We start from the raw sequence: 21101 nt of genomic DNA, 5'->3' as shown, positions 1-21101 counted from the left end.
TTAGACCACAATCGAATAGAGACTCACTTACTTCTGTATTTGACAATCATTATCATTCTGAATAGTTTGTCGCACGTCGTAGGAAGCATGACCAATCGGTGTGCTCCCTTTCCTCACAGAGACAAGGTGATTTCCATGGCGGAACAACTATCCACAAGTAAGTGCGATTCACCATTACTCCAGGCGTTCGTCGACAATCGCAGCATCCTCGTCAAGATTGCCGCCCGTATCACGGGCTGTCGGTCGCGCGCCGAGGATGTGGTGCAGGATGCCTTCTTCCGGCTCGGTTCCGCGCCGCAGATCACGTCATCGTTCAAGGCCCAGCTCAGCTACCTGTTTCAGATCGTGCGCAACCTGGCCATCGACCACTACCGCAAGCAGGCGATGGAGCTGAAGTACTCGGGCAGCGAGGAAGAAGGCATGAACGTGGTGATCCAGAATGCCTCGCCAGAAGCCACCCACATCAACCTGGCGACCCTCGAGCACATCGCCGAAGCGCTCAACGAGCTGCCCCAGCGCACTCGCTACGCGTTCGAGATGTACCGCCTGCACGGCGTGCCGCAAAAAGACATCGCCAAGGAGCTCGGGGTCTCGCCAACGCTGGTCAACTTCATGATCCGCGACGCGCTGATCCACTGCCGCAAGAACAGCCGCCAGGCCGAGGGCTGACCGCCTCACAGGTACCGCGCGCATCGCACGGCACCTGTCAGCGTGATCGGGCCGCACAGCGGCCCACGCCCTGCGCGCCGCTAGACCAGCGTGCAACGATCGAAGAAACGCTCACGCCCCAGGATCATCAGCGCCGCCCGCTTGTGCGGGAAATCGAACTCTTTGTCGCAGTGGAAGCACTGATCGTGCATGTAGCCGATCATCTTGCCGTTGTCGGCGCGCGGCTCGGCGACGACGCGCTGGGTGCGCGGGTCGTCGAGGAACAGGTAGTGCACCAGCGCCGACATCCAGCTCGCCACCTTGTGCGGGCCACGATGCGCCTGTTCGCCCACGAGCATGTGGATACCGCGGTCGTAGTCGTCGGCCGGATAGAACGGCGCGATGCGGTCTTCCTTGGCCCAGTAGGCTTCGAAGTAGGCGAACGGCTCATCGTCGAAACAGCCGATGAGTGTCAGGGTGTGCGGGTCTGCCTCGAGCTTGCTCAGGTATTCGCGGTGCTGCTCCAGGCTGCCCTGCTCCTGCCAGAAGTGCGCGACCCGGGGCTCGTTCTGCCAACGGTTGAAACGCGCCAGGTCCTGCTCGACTTCCAGGGTGCGTAGCGACACCCACGCCCCCAGGCGCACATCGAAACGGCGATACACCTCGCCCCGGGGTTTGGGTGGGCGGCGTGGATGGCGCTTGCCGTTGCTGATCTGCATCTGCTGCGGGTAGACACCGCTCTGTACCTCGCCAAGCCAGGGCTGCGGCAACTGCCAGAACAGCGCTCGCTCGCAGATCAACACGTGCGCTTGCTCGCTGGGCACCAGCAGGCCGCTCGCCAGCAACGACGGTACCCACGCTGGCGCCTTCGGCACATGCCAGGCCAGGCGCTGGCAGGCGGGATCGCGCGACAGCAGCCAGTAGCAGGCAGCCCACAGGGCCTGGGCGCCGCGATCCGGGCAGACGGTTTCCAGGTGAACCTGCACAGGGTCGGCGGGCACCAGGCGTACCTGGATCAGCGGGCGCCCCTCCAGGGTCAGACTCAACCGGGAACCGGTCTCGTCGCCTTGCAGGCTGTGCCATCGAGGAAGGGAAAGCGGCGTCGAAGCAGCGTCGAAAGGCATGGTCATGGCTCACGGAAAAAAGGAATCACACTCAAGTGTCTGAACGTGATCGCAGCCCGCGAATTTAATTGTTCGGCGTTTGCACGGTGATCCGATAAGGGCCGAAAAGCGCTGCCAGCTCACCGCTGTCGCGCAGGCGCTGCATCAACTGGGTGAAGACTTCGGCGCGGATCGGCGCGCCAGGACGCAGTAGCGCGTAGTGATGGTAGACCTGATCGACCCGATCCGAGGCCATCAGCTCGCCGCCCTTGGCCGGGTTGCGCTTGAGGTAGTCACTCAGGTACGAGCGGGTCACCAGGGCAATGTCCGCACGCTCGCGTTGCACCATCGACAGGTTGCTGTCGTGGGAATAGGAGAGGATGGCCCGGAAGGTCTTCTTCAAGTACTCAGGGTCGGGATTGAAATCGGCAAACGCGTAGTGATAGCCATTGAACAACGCCAGGCGCTTGCCTTTGAGGTCATCGAAATAATGCTGATCACGCCCTGCCTGACGATGGGCGACGAAGATCTCGGCATCTTCCAGACCCATGTCGACTACCGTATGTGGGATCTGCTGCCAACCCCATTGCGGGTTCTCGAAGATCGCCATGTCGGTGCGCCCCTGCTGGAAATCACCAAAACGACGCGGGATCGAGGTCGGCACCAGAACGAAACGGTAACCGGCCTGGAGCTGGTTCAGTGCCTCGGCGAGCTGCGGCAACAGGCCCGTATCGGCACCCTGCTCCGGACGCACCGTATAAGGCGGAAAATGCGCGGCCCCGATCCGCACCTCCACCATTTCGGCGGCACAGGCCGAGCCCGCCAGCCACAGTGCAGCGAGCATCATCAGGGATGACAGGGCCTTGAGGGCGGGCAGTGGCGTCAAGTGAGGCACTCAAATCACGGGGGTGGACCTTGATGCGCCTAAGCTAGGCGTTTTCCTGTCAGGGTACAACCGCTGGTTATGCCAAAATAGCGGCATTCTGCCAGGGGATGCCGTAAGGGTTCTGGATTGGCTACGCTCTAGGGTCTGTCTGAAATGTGTCTGCGCGAGTGCAGATACATTTCAGACAGACCCTAAGGGCCCGCGGCCCTGGCCCATGCCTAACGCCGCGGACCACAGCGTCTTGCAAGGGAGCCTGGTATGGGCCATTGGCTGGTCATCGACCTGGAAGCCACGACCGACGACGGTGGCTGGCCGGTCACCGAGATGGAAATCATTGAAATCGGCGCAAGCCTGGTCACCCGCGAAGGCCGCGAGGTCGATCACTTCCAGCGCTTCGTCAAGCCGCGGCGGCGTCCGCAGTTGACACCGTTCTGCCGCGAGCTGACGCACATCGGCCAGGCCAGTATCGACAGCGCGGCGCCGTTCGCCGAAATCTGGGCGCAGTTCGAGCGCTGGCTGGGTCATCACCAGGCGCAATTGCAGGCCTGGGTCAGCTGGGGCGACTACGACCGTCAGCAGTTGTTGCAGGAGTGGCAGCAGCATCAGGTCAGCAGCCTGCTGGCGCAGTTGCCGCACATCAACCTCAAGCAGCGCTTCGCCAAGGCCCGCCACCTGCAGCGCCCCACCGGCCTGAACGGTGCGCTGCAACTGGCGGGCATGCAGTTCGTCGGGCAGCAGCACCGGGCGCTGGAGGATGCACGCAATACCGCGCGGTTGCTGCCCTTGAGCCTAACCTGAAAGCAGATGACGACCGCGCAGGGCTTGGGCATACTGGCCAGCCTTTTTTCAGCCCTTCTGTTCAGGAGTCGCCCATGTTCCAGGTCAACGAGTACTTCAACGGCACCGTCAAGTCGATCGCCTTCGCAGGCGAAGAAGGTCCGGCTACCGTGGGCGTGATGGCCCCGGGCGAATACGAGTTCGGCACCGCCAAGCGCGAGATCATGCACGTGGTCTCCGGCGCCCTGATCGTCAAGCTGCCAGGCAGCGACAACTGGGAAACCTTCAACGCCGGCGACAAGTTCAATGTGCCTGCCGATAGCAAGTTCCAGCTGCAAGTGAAGGTCGATACCGCTTACCTGTGCGAGTATCGCGACTAAGCATCAGGCGCTTCGCGGGCTTGCCCGCGAAGAATCCAGCGCTAACCCTTCAGAAACCCCGCCACCTTCTCAGCCGCCGCCTGCAGATGCTGCTCATGGCTGAACCCTGAAGCTTTCAGCGGCTTCAGATCATGATCCCCCGCCACCAGCCAGTTCACCTCGATCGCCGGTGACAGCGCATACCCCTCAACCGCCTCCCGATTCCCGAGCGCATCCCGCTCGCCCTGGACGATGAGCGTCGGTGTCTTCAGCTCGGCCAGATGCTCGACTCGCGGCTTCTCCGGCTTGCCCACGGCATAGAACGGATACCCCAGGCACACCAGCGCATCCACCTCCAGCTCATCGGCCAGCAAACTGGCCATGCGCCCGCCCATCGACTTGCCGCCAATGGCCAAGGTGCCCGTGACCAATGGTCGCACCTGCCCATACACCTCGCGCCAGCACTCGAGCAGCACCTTCTGCGGGTTGGGCGGACGCTTGCCGCCGTTTATCCGGCGTTCGGCCATGTAGGGAAATTCGAAGCGAATCACCCCGACACCAAGCCCTGCCAGCCTTTGCGCGATCTCGTCCATGAACGCGCTGTCCATCGGCGCACCGGCGCCGTGGGCCAGGATCAGTGAGCAGGAACGCCCCTGATCGCCCCGGATTTGCGGGGGATCGACGCGCAAGCCTGGGACATTTCCCACTTGGGCCCATTGATCCCCGTCAATACCGGCACATTGCCCATCTTTCATGCTTGCCTCGCTGTTTAGCCTGCCTATAACCGTGGATGGGAACCCATACATGAACACAACCAGCAGTACCGCCTACAACTACAAGGTGGTCCGCCAATTCGCCATCATGACGGTGGTGTGGGGCATCGTCGGCATGGGGCTCGGCGTCTTCATCGCCGCGCAACTCGTCTGGCCGAGCCTCAACTTCGACCTCCCCTGGACCAGCTTCGGCCGTCTGCGACCGCTGCACACCAACGCAGTGATCTTCGCCTTCGGTGGCTGTGCCCTGTTCGCCACCTCCTATTATTCGGTGCAGCGTACCTGCCAGACCATCCTCTTCGCGCCAAAACTGGCGGCCTTTACCTTCTGGGGCTGGCAACTGGTGATCCTGCTGGCGGCGATCAGCCTGCCACTGGGCTACACCAGTTCCAAGGAATACGCCGAACTGGAATGGCCGATCGACATCCTGATCACCATCGTCTGGGTCTGCTACGCCATCGTGTTCTTCGGCACGCTGATCAAGCGCACCACCAAGCACATCTACGTGGGCAACTGGTTCTTCGGCGGTTTCATCCTCACCGTGGCGATCCTGCACATCGTCAACAACCTGGAGATGCCGGTCAGCCTGACCAAGTCGTACTCGGTCTACGCCGGTGCCACCGACGCCATGGTGCAGTGGTGGTACGGCCACAACGCCGTGGGCTTCTTCCTGACCGCAGGCTTCCTGGGGATGATGTACTACTACGTGCCCAAGCAGGCGGAGCGACCGGTGTACTCCTATCGCCTGTCGATCGTGCACTTCTGGGCACTGATCACCCTGTACATCTGGGCCGGCCCGCACCACCTGCACTACACCGCCCTGCCCGACTGGGCCCAGTCACTGGGCATGATCATGTCGCTGATCCTGCTCGCACCGAGCTGGGGCGGGATGATCAACGGCATGATGACCCTCTCCGGCGCCTGGCACAAACTGCGCAGCGACCCGATCCTGCGCTTCCTCGTGGTGTCGCTGGCCTTCTACGGCATGTCCACCTTCGAAGGCCCGATGATGGCGATCAAGACCGTCAACGCCCTCTCTCACTACACCGACTGGACCATCGGCCATGTCCACGCCGGCGCCCTGGGCTGGGTGGCGATGATCTCCATCGGCGCGCTGTACCACACCATTCCGAAGGTGTTCGGCAAGCAGCAGATGCACAGCATCGGCCTGATCAACGCGCACTTCTGGCTGGCAACCATCGGCACCGTGCTCTACATCGCCTCGATGTGGGTCAACGGCATCGCCCAGGGCCTGATGTGGCGCGCGGTCAACAGCGACGGCACGCTCACCTACTCGTTCGTCGAAACCCTGGTGGCCAGCCACCCCGGCTTCATCGTGCGCTTCGTCGGCGGGGCGATCTTCCTCAGCGGCATGTTCCTGATGGCCTGGAACACCTGGCGCACCGTGCGTTCGCCAGCGCTTGACGCCGCCCCTGCGAACGCCCAGCTGGCTTGAGGAGACACGCCTGATGAAACATGAAGTCATCGAGAAAAACGTCGGCCTGCTGGCCTTGCTGATGGTGTTCGCCGTCAGCATCGGCGGCTTGACGCAGATCGTCCCGCTGTTCTTCCAGGACGTCACCAACAAGCCGGTCGAGGGCATGAAGCCCTACACCGCGCTGCAACTGGAAGGCCGCGACATCTACATCCGCGAAGGCTGCGTGGGCTGCCACTCGCAGATGATCCGTCCGTTCCGTGCCGAGACCGAACGCTATGGCCACTACTCGGTGGCTGGTGAAAGCGTGTGGGACCACCCCTTCCTCTGGGGTTCCAAGCGCACCGGCCCGGACCTGGCCCGCGTCGGCGCACGCTACTCCGACGACTGGCACCGCGCGCACCTGTACAACCCGCGCAACGTGGTGCCGGAATCGAAGATGCCGGCCTACCCATGGCTGGTCGCACAGCCGGTCGACAACAGCCACACCGACACCAAGCTGCGCGTACTGCGCACCCTCGGCGTGCCCTACACCGACGAAGACATCGCCGGTGCCCGCGACGCGGTCAAGGGCAAGACCGAGATGGATGCGCTGGTCGCCTACCTGCAGGTGCTGGGCACCTCGATCAAGAACAAGAGGTGAGCACGATGGAATTCGACATCGGCATGATCCGCGGCCTCGGCACCCTGGTGGTGATGATCGCCTTCATCGGCCTGTCGCTCTGGGTGTTCAACCGCCGCCGCGACCGTGATTTCGCCGAAGCGCGCCTGCTGCCCTTCGACGACGACCGCCTGCCCCCTGCCGGGCAGGAACCTGCCATGAGGAGTAACGGGCAATGACCACCTTCTGGAGTACGTACATCAGCGTACTGACCATCGGCAGCCTGATCGGCCTGACCTGGTTGCTGCTCGGCACCCGCAAGGGCCAGAGCAACAACACCACCGACCAGACCATGGGCCATAGCTTCGACGGCATCGAGGAGTACGACAACCCGCTGCCCAAATGGTGGTTCTGGCTGTTCGTCGGCACCCTGGTGTTCTCGGTCGGCTACCTGATCCTCTACCCGGGCCTGGGCAACTGGAAAGGCATCCTGCCTGGCTACGAGAATGGCTGGACCCAGGTCAACGAATGGCAGAAAGAAATGGACAAGGCCGACGCCCGCTTCGGGCCGATCTTCGCCAAGTTCGCCGCCATGCCGGTGGAGGAAGTGGCCAAGGATCCGCAGGCACTGAAGATGGGCGCCCGCCTGTTCGCCTCCAACTGCTCGGTATGCCATGGCTCGGACGCCAAAGGGGCCTACGGTTTCCCCAACCTGACTGACAAGGACTGGCGCTGGGGCGGTGAACCGGAGACCATCAAGGCCTCGATCATGAACGGCCGCCATGGCGTGATGCCAGGCTGGGCCGAGGTCATCGGCGAACAGGGCGTGGCGGATGTCGCAGGTTTCGTGCTGACCAACCTCGATGGCCGCAGCCTGCCTGAAGGGGCCAAGGCCGACGTGGCCAAGGGCAAGGAGATCTTCGCCAGCAACTGCGTGGCCTGCCATGGGCCGGAAGGCAAGGGCACCCCCGCCATGGGCGCACCCGACCTGACTCACCCGCAGGCGTTCATCTACGGTTCGAGCTTCGCCCAGTTGCAGCAGACCATCCGCTATGGTCGCCAGGGCCAGATGCCGGCCCAGGCCGAGATCCAGGGCAACGACAAGGTGCACCTGCTGGCGGCTTACGTGTACAGCCTGTCCCATGATGAAAACGCTGAAACGCTGACAGCCCAGTAATACCCCGCAAAACCCTCCTGTGGGAGCGGCGACTCGCCCTCCCACAGGGGCGCGCCGCTCCCCCTCCCTTGCACCCCCTCCGAACGGAACTAAGCTTGTTGCCACAGTGGTCGCGCGTTGCAGCGATGGCCTCGACGCGGCGCATTGCCTGACGCCGCGCGCTAAAAAGACATCGAAAAAAAAGCTTGACCGATCGATCAGAAAAAGGTGAAAAACGGTACACATTACAGATATTTATTTGTGTACAATCGTTCGACCCGAAACGCCACGGGACGGTGGTGGGAAGGGTATGGACACGGGTCGGCGCAGGGTACCTTGCGTTGCCATAGCCATTGCGGCTATCGAGACTGGCGCCGATTTTTCCACCAACAAGAACACCTAAACCGTGGAACCTTAGCATGAGCACAGCAATCAGTCCGACTGCTTATAACTATAAGGTCGTCCGCCAGTTCGCCATCATGACGGTGGTCTGGGGGATCCTTGGCATGGGCCTCGGCGTCTTCATCGCATCGCAACTGGTGTGGCCGCAGCTCAACTTCGACCTGCCCTGGACCAGCTTCGGACGCCTGCGCCCGCTGCACACCAACCTGGTGATCTTCGCCTTCGGCGGCTGTGCGCTGTTCGGCACCAGCTACTACGTGGTGCAGCGCACCTGCCAGACCCGGCTGATCTCCGACGGCATGGCCGCCTTCACCTTCTGGGGCTGGCAGGCGGTGATCCTCGGCGCGCTGATCACCCTGCCGATGGGCTACACCACCACCAAGGAATACGCCGAGCTCGAATGGCCCATCGCAATCCTGCTGGCCATCGTCTGGGTCACCTACGCAGTGGTGTTCTTCGGCACCATCGTCAAGCGCAAGACCAAGCACATCTACGTGGGCAACTGGTTCTACGGCGCCTTCATCGTGGTCACCGCGATGCTGCACATCGTCAACCACATCTCGCTGCCGGTCAGCCTGTTCAAGTCGTATTCGGCCTACGCCGGCGCCACTGACGCGATGATCCAGTGGTGGTATGGCCACAACGCCGTGGGCTTCTTCCTCACTACCGGCTTCCTGGGGATGATGTACTACTTCGTGCCCAAGCAGGCCGAGCGTCCGATCTACTCCTACCGCCTGTCGATCGTGCACTTCTGGGCGCTGATCACCCTGTACATCTGGGCCGGCCCCCACCACCTGCACTACACCGCCCTGCCCGACTGGGCGCAGTCGCTGGGCATGGTGATGTCGATCATTCTCCTGGCCCCGAGCTGGGGCGGCATGATCAACGGCATGATGACCCTCTCCGGTGCCTGGCACAAACTGCGCACCGACCCGATCCTGCGCTTCCTGGTCGTCTCCCTGGCGTTCTACGGCATGTCGACCTTCGAAGGGCCGATGATGGCGATCAAGACGGTCAACTCGCTGTCGCACTACACCGACTGGACCATCGGCCACGTCCACGCCGGCGCCCTGGGCTGGGTGGCGATGATCTCCATCGGCGCGGTTTACCACATGATTCCGAAGCTGTACGGCCGCGAGCAGATGCACAGCGTCGGCCTGATCAACGCGCACTTCTGGCTGGCGACCATCGGCACCGTACTGTACATCGCCTCGATGTGGGTCAACGGCATCACCCAGGGCCTGATGTGGCGTGCGATCAACGATGACGGCACCCTCACCTACTCCTTCGTCGAAGCGCTGCAGGCCAGCCATCCGGGCTATATCGTCCGCGCACTGGGCGGCGCCTTCTTCGCCTCGGGCATGCTGCTGATGGCCTACAACGTGCTGCGCACGGTACGCGCTGCCAATCCGGCGCAGGCAGATGAAGCCGCCAAGATCGTCGTCGTGGGAGCGCACTGATGAAGCATGAAGCAGTCGAGAAGAACATAGGCCTGCTGGCCTTCTTCATGGTCATCGCCGTGAGCATCGGCGGCCTGACGCAAATTGTCCCGCTGTTCTTCCAGGACGTCACCAACAAGCCGGTCGAGGGCATGAAGCCGCGCACCGCGCTGGAAGTCGAAGGGCGCGACATCTACATCCGCGAAGGCTGCGTAGGCTGCCATTCGCAGATGATCCGTCCGTTCCGTGCCGAGACCGAACGCTATGGCCACTACTCGGTGGCCGGTGAAAGCGTGTGGGACCACCCCTTCCTCTGGGGCTCCAAGCGCACCGGCCCGGACCTGGCCCGCGTCGGCGGACGCTACTCCGACGACTGGCACCGCGCGCACCTGTACAACCCGCGCAACGTGGTGCCGGAATCGAAGATGCCCGCTTACCCATGGCTGGTGGAAAACCACCTCGATGGCAAGGATACGGCCAAGAAGCTCGAAGTGCTGCGCACCCTCGGCACGCCCTACACCGACGAAGACATCGCCGGTGCCCGCGATGCGGTCAAGGGCAAGACCGAGATGGACGCCCTGGTGGCGTACCTGCAAGGCCTTGGCACCCTCATCAAGAGCAAACGGTGACGCTGATGGATATCGGGATGATTCGCGGCCTGGGCACCGTCGTCGTGCTGGTGGCCTTCGTGGGCCTGGCGCTGTGGGTGTTCAGCCCGCGGCGCAAGAAGGATTTCGACGAGGCCACGCAACTGCCCTTCGCGGATGATCCCGAGGCCAGCCGGCATGTCGAGCACGCGCAAAAGAATGCTTCTGGGAGCAAACAACAATGACAACCTTCTGGAGTCTGTACGTCACCGTCCTGACCCTGGGCACCATCTTCGCCTTGACCTGGCTGCTGCTGTCGACCCGCAAGGGCCAACGCGAAGAGATCACCGACGAAACCGTCGGCCATGCGTTCGACGGTATCGAGGAGTACGACAACCCGCTGCCCAAATGGTGGTTCTGGCTGTTCGTCGGCACCATCGTATTCGCCCTCGGCTACCTGGCGCTGTATCCGGGCCTGGGCAACTGGAAAGGCATCCTGCCAGGCTACACGTACCTGGATAACGACAAGCAGACCGAATTCAGCAATGGCCAGTCGGGCTGGACCGGCGTGCACGAATGGGAAAAGGAAATGGCCAAGGCCGATGCCCGCTTCGGGCCGATCTTCGCCAAGTTCGCGGCCATGCCGCTGGAAGACGTCGCCAAGGATCCGCAGGCCCTCAAGATGGGCGCACGCCTGTTCGCCTCCAACTGCTCGGTGTGCCATGGTTCGGACGCCAAGGGAGCGTACGGCTTCCCCAACCTGACCGACAGCGACTGGCGCTGGGGCGGCGAACCGGAAACCATCAAGACCACCATCATGAATGGCCGTCATGGTGTGATGCCGGCCTGGTCCGAGGTGATCGGCGAGCAGGGCGTGGCGGACGTTGCCGCCTTCGTGCTGACCAACCTGGACGGGCGCAGCCTGCCCGAGGGCATCAAGGCCGACGCGGCCAACGGGCAGAAACTCTTTGCCGCCAACTGCGTGGCCTGCCACGGGCCTGAAGGCAAGGGTACCCCCGCCATGGGCGCACCTGACCTGACTCACCCGCGGGCGTTCATCTACGGCTCGAGCTTTGCCCAGTTGCAACAGACCATCCGTTACGGACGCCAGGGGCAGATGCCGGCGCAGGCTGAAATCCAGGGCAACGACAAGGTGCACCTGCTGGCCGCTTATGTGTACAGCCTGTCGCAGCAGGACCAGATGCCGGCCAAGGCCGAGTAAGCAGGCCCGGCCTCTTCGCGGGCAAGCCCGCGAAGGGGCCGACAAATGCACCACTGGCTGACCTGGATCAATTGACACTCGCCATAACACGATTCAAACGACCACCCAACGCGACTAAACGTCGCAGCCAAGCCCTACCCTGCCATCACAGGCGTATCATGGGCCGCAGAGCGCCAACACAGGCGCGCGACCACGGCCGGCATGCACTGGCCCTGGCATTTCTCCACTGCCGTGGGACTTGATGATGAGCAAGCAGATTCCGGTACATGACGTCACCCCGCCTGCCAACAAAGGAAAGGATTCCGTCGACCTCTACGCCTCTCGAGAGAAAATCTACACCCGCGCCTTCACCGGCGTGTTCCGCAGGTTGCGCATGGTCGGCGGCGCATTGCTGTTCCTGCTCTACTTCGGCACCGTATGGTTGAACTGGGGCGGGCACCAGGCCGTCTGGTGGAACCTGCCCGAACGCAAGTTCTACATCTTCGGCGCCACCATCTGGCCGCAGGACTTCATCCTGCTGTCGGGCATCCTCATCGTCGCCGCCTTCGGCCTGTTCTTCATCACCGTGTACGCAGGCCGTGTCTGGTGTGGCTACACCTGCCCGCAGAGCGTGTGGACCTGGATCTTCATGTGGTGCGAAAAAGTCACCGAGGGCGACCGCAACCAGCGCATGAAGCTCGACAAGGCGCCCATGAGCGGCAACAAGTTCCTGCGCAAGCTGGCCAAGCACAGCCTGTGGCTGCTGATCGGCTTCGTCACCGGCCTGACTTTCGTGGGTTACTTCTCGCCAATCCGCGAACTGGCCATCGAATTCTTCACCGGCCAGGCCGATGGCTGGGCCTATTTCTGGGTCGGCTTCTTCACCCTCGCCACCTATGGCAACGCCGGCTGGCTGCGCGAACAGGTGTGCGTGTACATGTGCCCCTACGCGCGCTTCCAGAGCGTGATGTTCGACAAGGACACGCTGATCGTCTCCTACGACCCGCGCCGCGGCGAAGCCCGTGGCCCGCGCAAGAAAGGCGTCGACTATAAAGCCCAGGGCCTGGGCGACTGCATCGACTGCACGATGTGCGTGCAGGTCTGCCCCACCGGCATCGACATCCGCGATGGCCTGCAGATCGAATGCATCGGCTGCGCCGCATGCATCGACGCCTGCGACGGCATCATGGACAAGATGGACTATCCGCGCGGGCTGATCAGTTACACCACCGAGCACAATCTTTCCGGGCAGAAGACCCACATGCTGCGCCCGCGCCTGATTGGCTACGCCCTGGTGCTGCTGGTGATGATCGGTGCACTGGCCACCGCCTTCGCCACCCGCTCGCTGGTCGGCTTCGACGTCAGCAAGGACCGCGTGCTATACCGCGAGAACGCCCAAGGCTGGATCGAGAACGTCTACAGCCTCAAGGTGATGAACAAGGACCAGCGCGACCACGTCTACGTGCTCGATGCCGCCGGCCTGCCTGGCCTGCAGCTGTCCGGGCAACGCGAGATCCGCGTGGCCGCAGGCGACATCGTCAGCCTGCCGGTGCAGCTGTCGGTCGCCCCCGAGAAACTGCCCTCGAGCACCAACGACATCACCTTCATCCTCAAGGATGCCGACGACAACGGCACCCAGGTTGAAGCCAAGAGCCGCTTCATCGGCCCACAGATCCGCTGAGAGAGACGTTCGACAATGACTGCCGCCACCGCCAACAGCCCCTGGTACAAGCACCTCTGGCCCTGGATCATCATCGGCATCCTCACCACCTCGGTGTGCCTGAGCCTGACCATGGTCAGCATCGCCGTGCGCAACCCGGACAACCTGGTCAACGACAACTACTACGAGGCAGGCAAAGGCATCAACCGCTCGCTGGACCGCGAGCTGCTGGCCCAGACGCTTGGTCTCAAGGCCAGCGTGCATCTGGACGACCTGACCGGCGAGGTGGAACTGCGCCTGACCGGCAACAGCGATCCGCAGACCCTTGAGCTGAACCTGATTTCGCCGACCCAGCCGGACAAGGACCGCAAGGTCCAGCTTGCCCGTAGCGAAACCGGGCGCTATGTCGGCCAGCTCGACGACAAGGTCGAGGGCCGGCGCTTCGTCGAGCTGCTGGGTACCGAGAACGGCCAGGTATGGCGCCTGTTCGAGGAAGAGAAGGTCGAGCATGGCGTGACCTTGCAGTTGGGCGATGAAGCCCTGCAAGGCGCCGAGCATCAAGAATGAACCGCTTCAACAGCACCGACCCCGTGGAAGCGGGCTTGCCCCGCGATAGCATCAGCCCAGGCAATGATGTTGTCCAGGTGATCGCCATCGCGGGGCAAGCCCGCTCCCACAGGTTTTGCGCTGTTGCCCACGGCCAGGCATGACCCCGATGACCCAACCCACCCCCTGCTACCACTGCGCCCTGCCCGTCCCCGCCGGCAACCGCTTCAGCGCCGTGGTACTCGGCCAGCCCCGGCAGTTCTGCTGCCCTGGCTGCCAGGCAGTCGCCGAAGCCATCGTCGCAGGCGGGCTCGAGCACTACTACCAGCACCGCAGCGAAACCAGTGCCAACCCTGAGGCACTGCCGCGGCAGTTGCAGGACGAACTGGCGCTGTACGACCGCGCCGACGTCCAGCAGAACTTCGTGCAGCACCAGGGCGCCCTGGCCGAAACCACCTTGATGATCGAAGGCATCAGTTGCGCGGCCTGCGGCTGGCTGATCGAGAAGCACCTGCGCAATCTCGAAGGCGTTGGCGAGGCGCGCCTGAACCTGTCCAACCACCGCCTGCACGTCAGCTGGAACGACGGGCAACTGCCGCTCTCGCGGCTGATCGCTGAACTGCGCGGCATCGGCTACGCCGCCCACCCCTACCAGCCCGACCAGGCCGCCGAGCAACTGGCCCGGGAAAACCGCACGGCGCTGCGACGCCTGGGCGTGGCGGGCCTGCTGTGGTTCCAGGCGATGATGGCGACCATGGCGACCTGGCCGGAATTCAATATCGACCTGTCGCCCGAACTGCACACCATCCTGCGATGGGTTGCGCTGTTCCTGACCACGCCGATCGTGTTCTACAGCTGCGCACCGTTCTTCAAAGGGGCTGCTCGTGACCTGCGCACCCGCCATCTGACAATGGATGTCTCGGTATCGCTGGCCATCGCCCTGGCGTATGGCGCCGGGATCTGGACCGCGATCACCGGCAGCGGCGAGCTGTACTTCGACACCGTGGGCATGTTCGCCCTGTTCCTGCTCACCGGCCGCTACCTGGAGCGGCGCGCCCGCGAACGCACGGCAGCGGCTACCGCGCAACTGGTCAACCTGCTGCCGGCCTCGTGCCTGCGCCTCGACGAGCAGGGGCGTGCCGAACGCATCCTGCTGGCCGAGCTGGTCCGCGGCGATCACGTGCAGATCCTGCCGGGCGCCGTGATTCCCGCTGACGGTCGCATCCTCGAAGGCCGTTCGAGCATCGACGAATCGCTGCTCACCGGTGAATACCTGCCCCAGGCCCGACGGGCTGGCGACCGGGTCACCGGTGGCACGCTCAACGTCGAGAGCGCGTTGACCGTAGAGGTCGACGCCCTCGGCCAGGATTCGCGCCTGTCGGCCATCGTGCGCCTGCTCGAGCGCGCGCAATCGGAAAAGCCACGACTGGCGCAGATCGCCGACCGCGCCTCGCAGTGGTTCCTGTTGTTCAGCCTGGCTGCCGCGCTGGCCATCGGCCTGTGGTGGTGGCATCTGGATGCCGAGCGCGCGTTCTGGATCGTCCTGGCGATGCTGGTCGCGACTTGCCCCTGCGCGCTCTCGCTCGCCACCCCGACCGCCCTGACCACGGCCACCGGCACCCTGCACAAACTTGGCCTGCTGGTGACCCGCGGCCACGTGCTCGAAGGGCTGAACCAGATCGATACCGTGGTGTTCGACAAGACTGGCACCCTGACCGAAGGACGCCTGGCCCTGCGTAGCATCCGCCCGCTGGGCAGCCTTGCGCCTGACCGCTGCCTGGCCCTGGCAGCCGCCCTGGAGAACCGCTCGGAACATCCCATCGCCCGTGCCTTCGGACGCAGCGCCGAACCTGCCGACGATGTCCAGGCCGTACCTGGGCTGGGCCTTGAGGGCCAGGTCGGCCAGCAGCGGCTGCGCATCGGTCAGGCCGCCTTCGTCTGCGCCCTGAGCGGCGCCGAAGTGCCGGCGGTACCCGAGCCCCGCGGGCAGTGGCTGCTCCTGGGTGACCGCATGGGCCCCCTGGCCTGGTTCGGCCTTGACGATCGCTTGCGTGACGATGCCAGCGAGTTGCTGGCCGCGTGCAGGGCGCGCGGGTGGCAGACCTTGCTGCTGTCGGGCGACAGCTCGCCGATGGTCGGGGAAGTCGCCGCACAACTGGGCATCGACCAGGCCATCGGCGGCCTGCGTCCGGACGACAAGCTGGCCAGGGTCAAGGCCCTGCAGAGTGAAGGACGCAAAGTGCTGATGCTCGGTGACGGCGTCAACGACGTGCCGGTGCTGGCCGCCGCCGACATCAGCATCGCCATGGGCTCGGCCACCGATCTGGCCAAGACCAGCGCCGACGCCGTGCTCCTGTCCAACCGCCTGAAGGCACTGGCACAGGCTTTCGACCTGGCGCGCCGCACGCGCCGTAACATCCTCGAGAACCTGCTCTGGGCAACGCTGTACAATGGCCTCATGCTGCCCTTTGCCGCGCTGGGCTGGATCACGCCGGTGTGGGCGGCGGTCGGCATGTCGGTAAGCTCGCTGATCGTGGTGCTCAATGCCCTGCGCTTGACGCGCATGCCAACCGTGCAGGCTGCCAATGCTGCCCCTCGTCCCGTCATGGCCTGAGCAGGAATCGCCGATGCCCGCCCTCTATGTGATGATCCCCGCCGCCCTGCTGCTCGTCGGCGTGGCGGTGTACATCTTCTTCTGGGCCGTGGACAGCGGCCAGTACGATGACCTCGAGGGCCCTGCCCACAGCATCCTGTTCGACGATCAGGACCCGCGCCACCAGGCCGCCGTGAAACCCGAAGAAGCCAAGCCCGAACAGCCCGACGACAAGGATCCCACCCCGCGTGTCTGACCTGCTCCCGCTGCTCGGTTCCGCCCTGGTGCTCGGCCTGCTCGGTGGTGGCCACTGCCTGGGCATGTGTGGCGGCCTGATGGGTGCCCTGACTCTGGCCATCCCGCCCGAACAACGCGCCCGCCGCCTGCGCCTGCTGGTCGCCTACAACCTCGGCCGCGTGCTCAGCTACGCGGCCGCCGGGCTGCTGCTGGGCCTGGCCGGCTGGGCCCTGGCCAGCAGCCCTGCCGCCCAACTGCTGCGAGTGGCGGCGGCCTTGCTGCTGATCGCCATGGGCTTGTACCTGGCCGGCTGGTGGAGTGGGCTGACCCGTATCGAGGCCCTGGGCCGAGGCTTGTGGCGACACATCCAGCCGCTGGCGTCGCGTCTGCTGCCGGTCTCGAGCCTGCCGCGGGCCCTGCTGCTCGGCGCACTGTGGGGCTGGCTGCCCTGCGGGCTGGTCTACAGCACTTTGCTGTGGGCGGCGAGCCAGGGCAACGCCGCGCACAGCGCGGCGCTGATGCTGGCATTCGGTGTCGGTACCTGGCCAGTGTTGCTGGCCACGGGCCTTGCCGCAGAACGGGCCAACGCGCTGCTACGACGGCGCAGCGTGCGCATGGCGGGCGGATTGTTGGTGATGCTGTTCGGCCTGTGGACGCTACCTGGGCCGCACCAGCACTGGCTGATGGGGCATTGATCGCCTGAGAGTGTTGCACCAGGTGACTGCCGACTCGGCTTGATACAAGTCAAGACCCCTTCCTACAGACATATCTAGACTCCGGGCACTGCTGCTCTATCCGGGGACTGCCCACATGCTCGACGACCTACGTTGGGATGCCGACCTGATCCGTCGCTACGATCTGGCCGGACCACGCTACACCTCCTACCCGACCGCCGTGCAATTGCATGGCGAAGTGGGTTCGTTCGACTTGCTGCATGCCCTGCGCGAAAGCCGCCGTGCGGTGCGCCCGCTGTCGTTGTACGTGCACGTGCCGTTCTGCGCCAACATCTGCTACTACTGCGCCTGCAACAAAGTCATCACCAAAGACCGCGCCCGCGCCGCGCCCTACCTGCAGCGCCTGGAGCAGGAGATCCAGCTGATCGCCTGTCACCTCGACCCCAAGCAACGGGTCGAACAACTGCATTTCGGCGGTGGCACTCCCACCTTTCTCAGCCATGTGGAACTGCGCCAGCTGATGACCTGCCTGCGCCAGCATTTCAACCTGCTGGATGACGATTCGGGTGACTACGGCATCGAGCTCGACCCGCGCGAGGCCGACTGGTCGACCATGGGCCTGTTGCGCGAGCTGGGCTTCAACCGTGTCAGCCTCGGCGTGCAGGACCTGGACCCGGCCGTGCAGCGAGCGATCAACCGCCTGCAGAGCCTGGAGCAGACCCGCGCTCTGGTGGAAGCCGCACGCACCCTGCAATTCCGCTCGGTGAACCTCGACCTGATCTACGGCCTGCCACGCCAGAGCCCGGAAGGTTTCGCCCGCACCGTCGAGGAGGTGATTCGCCTGCAGCCAGACCGCCTGTCGGTGTTCAACTATGCGCACCTGCCCGAACGCTTCATGCCCCAGCGACGCATCGACGCCGCCGAGCTGCCAGCGCCGGCCGCCAAGCTGGAAATGCTGCACAACACCATCGAGCAACTCACTGCCGCCGGCTATCGCTATATCGGCATGGACCACTTCGCCCTGCCCGACGATGAACTGGCCATCGCCCAGGAGGAAGGTACCCTGCAACGCAACTTCCAGGGCTACACCACCCACGGTCATTGCGACCTTGTGGGGCTGGGCGTTTCGGCCATCAGTCAGATCGGCGATCTCTACTGCCAGAACAGCAGCGACCTGAACACCTACCAGGACACCCTCTCCAGCGCCCAACTGGCGACCCAGCGTGGCCTGCTGTGCAATCAGGATGACCGTGTGCGCAGGGCCGTGATCCAGCAACTGATCTGTCATTTCGAACTAGACTTCGAGCAGATCGAGCAGGCTTTCACCCTGGACTTTCGTGGATACTTCAAAGGGCTCTGGCCACAACTACAGGCCATGCAGCGCGACGGCCTGATCACCCTCGACAGCCGCGGTATCAAGGTGCTGCCAGCAGGTCGGCTGCTGGTGCGCTCGGTATGCATGGTGTTCGATGCCTATCTGGACCTGCACAATCGCCAACGTTTTTCACGGGTCATCTAGTCGTTTTTCCGAGACGTTACACCGCATGGACAGCCCGCCTTGTCAGGCACACCATGGATGGTAGAAGGCGCCCGAACTCATCCGCGCAGGGCGTCGCCAAGCCGCACCAAAAAAGTGCAGACTGGCCTCTAGTCCAGCTGTAGGTTACCCTTACAGCTTATGTGTGCTTTATCACAAGGATCGAAAAAAATGTCCGAGCCAGTCAAACTGCGCCCCCACAGCCAGGCACATTGCAAGGATTGCAGCCTGGCCCCTCTGTGCCTGCCCCTGTCGCTCAATCTCGAGGACATGGACGCACTGGATGAAATCGTCAAGCGCGGCCGCCCACTGAAGAAGGGCGAGTTCCTGTTCCGCCAGGGTGACAATTTCGGCTCGGTCTACGCTGTACGCTCCGGCGCCCTCAAGACCTTCAGCCTCAGCGATGCTGGCGAAGAACAAATCACCGGCTTTCACCTGCCCAGCGAACTGGTCGGGCTATCGGGCATGGACACTGAAGCCTATCCGGTGTCGGCCCAGGCCCAGGAGACCACCTCGGTCTGCGAAATCCCCTTCGAACGCCTCGACGAGCTCTCGGTGCAACTGCCGCAGCTGCGCCGCCAACTGATGCGGGTGATGAGTCGCGAGATCCGCGACGACCAGCAGATGATGCTGCTGCTGTCGAAAAAGACCGCCGACGAGCGGATCGCCACCTTCCTGGTCAACCTCTCGGCACGCTTCCGCGCCCGCGGTTATTCGGCCAACCAGTTCCGCCTGAGCATGTCGCGCAACGAGATCGGCAACTACCTGGGCCTGGCGGTGGAAACCGTATCGCGCGTGTTCACCCGCTTCCAGCAGAACGGCCTGCTCAAGGCCGAAGGCAAGGAAGTGCATATCCTTGACCCGATCCAGCTGTGCGCGCTGGCCGGTGGTGCGATGGAGGTCTGATCGCTGCCACGGCAGGGTATACTGACGCCACGTTTTCCAGGATACCCGCCCCATGCACAGCGACACCTTCGACCTCAAAGCCCTGATCCGTCCGGTAGTGGACTTCCCCAAGCCGGGCGTGATCTTTCGTGACATCACTCCGCTGTTCCAGTCGCCACGCGGGCTGCGCTATGTCGCCGACCAGTTCATCGAGCGCTATGTCGAGGCCGAGTTCAGTCACATCGGTGCCATGGATGCACGGGGTTTTCTGATCGGCTCGATCATCGCCCACCAACTGAACAAGCCCCTGATCCTGTTCCGCAAGCAGGGCAAACTGCCGGCCGACGTACTGTCGGAGCCCTACCAGACCGAATACGGCGAAGCCTTTCTGGAAGTGCATGCCGACAGCCTGTGCGACGGCGATTCGGTACTGATCTTCGATGACCTGATCGCCACCGGCGGCACCCTGCTGGCGGCCGCCAACCTGGTGCGCCGTACCGGTGCCAAGGTATTCGAAGCTGCAGCGATCATCGACCTGCCCGAACTCGAAGGCTCGCGCCGCCTGCAAGCCGCCGGGGTGCCGACTTTCTGCCTGACCGAGTTTTCGCTGTCCGAATACTGATCAGCGACCGGGCCGAACCCGAGTCCTCGGGTTCAGCCCTGCCGTTGGAAGACCAGCGCCTTCAACCCGCCTTGTGGGTCGGCATCGGGAAACTCCGGTGGATTCTCGAGGCGCTCGACGAAGGCCAGCTGCGGCGCCTGCTGCGCCATGCCGTCGATGAGAAATTCCGGGCCGATCGCCGGATCGTTCACGCAGGCCAGCACTGTCCCGCCCTCACTCAGCAGTTCAGGTAAACGACGCAGGATCTTGGCGTAGTCCTGGGTGAGCACGAAGCTGCCGCGCTGGAAGGTCGGCGGGTCGATGATGATCAGGTCGTACGGGCCGTACTTGCGCACCTTGCCCCACGACTTGAACAGCTCATGCCCGAGATAAGCGACGCATGACGCATCATGGCCATTGAGGCGGTGGTTCTCGCGCCCACGCGACAGCGCCGACTTGGCCATGTCCAGGTTCACCACCTGCTGTGCGCCACCGGCGATGGCCGCCACAGAGAACCCGCAGGTGTAGGCGAAGAGATTCAGCACCCGCTTGCCCGCCGCCTGCTCCCGCACCCAGCGGCGACCGTAGCGCATGTCCAGGAACAATCCGTTGTTCTGCCTAACGCCCAGGTCCAGCAGGTACTTCAAGCCGTCCTCGATCACCTCGCGCTGCTGGCAGGGCTCGCCGAGCAGCCACTGACCGGGGCTGTCGGGCAGGTAGCGGTGCTGCAGCAGGATCGCCTGTCCGCTCCATTGCGGGCGCTCGGCGAGGGCACGCAGCATCGCCTCGAGCTCGGCCAACTGGCCATCGGGCGGCTCGCGGAACAGCGCGACCAACAGCACCCCGTCGAGCCAGTCGACGGTGATCTGCTCCAGGCCCGGCCAGCAACGGCCACGGCCATGGAACAGACGACGGGTTTCGACAGGCGCGGGGTCGAGGGCGGTGAGCAGGTGCTGCTCCAGAGTGTAAATCGGGGAGGTCATGGCGGGCCGCATAGCGAA

The 21101-nt window shown here is 63.8% G+C and carries 23 protein-coding genes; 19 read left to right on the top strand and 4 right to left on the bottom strand.

The window, feature by feature from the left end:
* Positions 1-135: 135 nt before the first annotated feature.
* Positions 136-669, top strand: a complete 534-nt coding sequence (locus VA602_RS16690) for an RNA polymerase factor sigma-70 (protein WP_054894776.1) — start codon at positions 136-138, stop codon at positions 667-669.
* Positions 670-749: 80 nt separating this feature from the next.
* On the opposite strand, the gene VA602_RS16685 is transcribed toward VA602_RS16690, so the two are convergent.
* Both VA602_RS16685 and VA602_RS16680 read right to left on the bottom strand, forming a co-directional pair.
* A complete protein-coding gene (locus tag VA602_RS16685) occupies positions 750-1772 on the bottom strand; it encodes a GNAT family N-acetyltransferase (RefSeq protein WP_153774558.1) in 1023 nt (340 codons plus the stop codon).
* Between the two features lie 64 nt (positions 1773-1836).
* A complete protein-coding gene (locus VA602_RS16680; protein WP_197891592.1) occupies positions 1837-2637 on the bottom strand; it encodes a substrate-binding periplasmic protein in 801 nt (266 codons plus the stop codon).
* Positions 2638-2895: 258 nt separating this feature from the next.
* On the opposite strand from VA602_RS16680, the gene VA602_RS16675 reads away from it, so the two are divergent.
* Positions 2896-3435, top strand: a complete 540-nt coding sequence (locus tag VA602_RS16675) for an exonuclease domain-containing protein (RefSeq protein ID WP_063545644.1) — start codon at positions 2896-2898, stop codon at positions 3433-3435.
* Between the two features lie 74 nt (positions 3436-3509).
* Positions 3510-3794: a pyrimidine/purine nucleoside phosphorylase gene (ppnP, locus tag VA602_RS16670; RefSeq protein ID WP_054894773.1), complete on the top strand. Its 285-nt coding sequence runs from the start codon at positions 3510-3512 to the stop codon at positions 3792-3794.
* Positions 3795-3835: 41 nt separating this feature from the next.
* On the opposite strand, the gene VA602_RS16665 is transcribed toward ppnP, so the two are convergent.
* A complete protein-coding gene (locus VA602_RS16665) occupies positions 3836-4528 on the bottom strand; it encodes an alpha/beta family hydrolase (RefSeq protein ID WP_323453732.1) in 693 nt (230 codons plus the stop codon).
* A 49-nt stretch (positions 4529-4577) separates the two neighbouring features.
* On the opposite strand from VA602_RS16665, the gene ccoN (VA602_RS16660) reads away from it, so the two are divergent.
* The 16 genes from ccoN (VA602_RS16660) (at position 4578) to VA602_RS16585 (ending at position 20121) form a co-directional block, all read left to right on the top strand.
* Complete coding sequence (gene ccoN / locus VA602_RS16660; RefSeq protein WP_323453731.1) at positions 4578-6002, top strand: cytochrome-c oxidase, cbb3-type subunit I; 1425 nt, start codon at positions 4578-4580, stop codon at positions 6000-6002.
* 13 nt (positions 6003-6015) lie between these two features.
* Positions 6016-6624 (top strand): cytochrome-c oxidase, cbb3-type subunit II, encoded by a 609-nt coding sequence (gene ccoO, locus VA602_RS16655; RefSeq protein WP_054894770.1) that lies wholly within the window; start codon positions 6016-6018, stop codon positions 6622-6624.
* A gap of 5 nt (positions 6625-6629) precedes the next feature.
* Positions 6630-6821 carry a cbb3-type cytochrome oxidase subunit 3 gene (locus tag VA602_RS16650; RefSeq protein ID WP_054894769.1) on the top strand — a complete coding sequence of 64 codons (192 nt, stop codon included), beginning with the start codon at positions 6630-6632 and terminating at the stop codon, positions 6819-6821.
* The gene (ccoP, locus tag VA602_RS16645) at positions 6818-7759 is read left to right on the top strand and encodes a cytochrome-c oxidase, cbb3-type subunit III (protein ID WP_054894768.1); all 942 of its coding nucleotides are present in this window, start codon (positions 6818-6820) and stop codon (positions 7757-7759) included. The genes VA602_RS16650 and ccoP (VA602_RS16645) overlap by 4 nt, the downstream gene beginning before the upstream one ends.
* Before the next feature lie 398 nt (positions 7760-8157).
* The gene (gene ccoN, locus VA602_RS16640; RefSeq protein ID WP_054894767.1) at positions 8158-9600 is read left to right on the top strand and encodes a cytochrome-c oxidase, cbb3-type subunit I; all 1443 of its coding nucleotides are present in this window, start codon (positions 8158-8160) and stop codon (positions 9598-9600) included.
* Positions 9600-10208 carry a cytochrome-c oxidase, cbb3-type subunit II gene (gene ccoO, locus VA602_RS16635; protein WP_054894766.1) on the top strand — a complete coding sequence of 203 codons (609 nt, stop codon included), beginning with the start codon at positions 9600-9602 and terminating at the stop codon, positions 10206-10208. Before ccoN (VA602_RS16640) ends, ccoO (VA602_RS16635) begins: the two co-directional genes overlap by 1 nt.
* 5 nt (positions 10209-10213) lie before the next feature.
* Positions 10214-10411: a CcoQ/FixQ family Cbb3-type cytochrome c oxidase assembly chaperone gene (locus tag VA602_RS16630; protein WP_054894780.1), complete on the top strand. Its 198-nt coding sequence runs from the start codon at positions 10214-10216 to the stop codon at positions 10409-10411.
* A complete protein-coding gene (gene ccoP / locus VA602_RS16625) occupies positions 10408-11388 on the top strand; it encodes a cytochrome-c oxidase, cbb3-type subunit III (RefSeq protein WP_323453730.1) in 981 nt (326 codons plus the stop codon). The genes VA602_RS16630 and ccoP (VA602_RS16625) overlap by 4 nt, the downstream gene beginning before the upstream one ends.
* A gap of 244 nt (positions 11389-11632) precedes the next feature.
* Positions 11633-13048: a cytochrome c oxidase accessory protein CcoG gene (ccoG, locus tag VA602_RS16620; RefSeq protein WP_063545649.1), complete on the top strand. Its 1416-nt coding sequence runs from the start codon at positions 11633-11635 to the stop codon at positions 13046-13048.
* Between the two features lie 15 nt (positions 13049-13063).
* Entirely contained in the window at positions 13064-13594 is a 531-nt protein-coding gene (locus VA602_RS16615; RefSeq protein ID WP_054894763.1) for a FixH family protein, read from the top strand.
* A gap of 148 nt (positions 13595-13742) precedes the next feature.
* Positions 13743-16187: a heavy metal translocating P-type ATPase gene (locus tag VA602_RS16610; RefSeq protein ID WP_323453729.1), complete on the top strand. Its 2445-nt coding sequence runs from the start codon at positions 13743-13745 to the stop codon at positions 16185-16187.
* A 13-nt stretch (positions 16188-16200) separates the two neighbouring features.
* A complete protein-coding gene (gene ccoS, locus VA602_RS16605; RefSeq protein ID WP_054894761.1) occupies positions 16201-16422 on the top strand; it encodes a cbb3-type cytochrome oxidase assembly protein CcoS in 222 nt (73 codons plus the stop codon).
* Positions 16415-17098, top strand: coding sequence for a sulfite exporter TauE/SafE family protein (locus VA602_RS16600; RefSeq protein ID WP_323453728.1), 684 nt, complete (start codon positions 16415-16417; stop codon positions 17096-17098). Before ccoS ends, VA602_RS16600 begins: the two co-directional genes overlap by 8 nt.
* Before the next feature lie 115 nt (positions 17099-17213).
* The gene (hemN, locus tag VA602_RS16595) at positions 17214-18596 is read left to right on the top strand and encodes an oxygen-independent coproporphyrinogen III oxidase (RefSeq protein WP_063545652.1); all 1383 of its coding nucleotides are present in this window, start codon (positions 17214-17216) and stop codon (positions 18594-18596) included.
* 189 nt (positions 18597-18785) lie between these two features.
* Complete coding sequence (gene fnrA / locus VA602_RS16590) at positions 18786-19520, top strand: Crp/Fnr family transcriptional regulator FnrA (RefSeq protein WP_054894758.1); 735 nt, start codon at positions 18786-18788, stop codon at positions 19518-19520.
* A 52-nt stretch (positions 19521-19572) separates the two neighbouring features.
* The gene (locus VA602_RS16585; RefSeq protein ID WP_063545653.1) at positions 19573-20121 is read left to right on the top strand and encodes an adenine phosphoribosyltransferase; all 549 of its coding nucleotides are present in this window, start codon (positions 19573-19575) and stop codon (positions 20119-20121) included.
* Between the two features lie 32 nt (positions 20122-20153).
* Here the strand turns inward: VA602_RS16585 and VA602_RS16580 are convergent, their stop codons facing one another.
* Entirely contained in the window at positions 20154-21083 is a 930-nt protein-coding gene (locus VA602_RS16580; RefSeq protein ID WP_323453727.1) for a class I SAM-dependent methyltransferase, read from the bottom strand.
* Between the last annotated feature and the right edge of the window lie 18 nt (positions 21084-21101).

The sequence above is a fragment of the Pseudomonas machongensis genome (genome assembly GCF_034961125.1).
Lineage (GTDB): Bacteria > Pseudomonadota > Gammaproteobacteria > Pseudomonadales > Pseudomonadaceae > Aquipseudomonas > Aquipseudomonas machongensis.
This window is presented reverse-complemented; position numbering and strand designations above follow the sequence as displayed.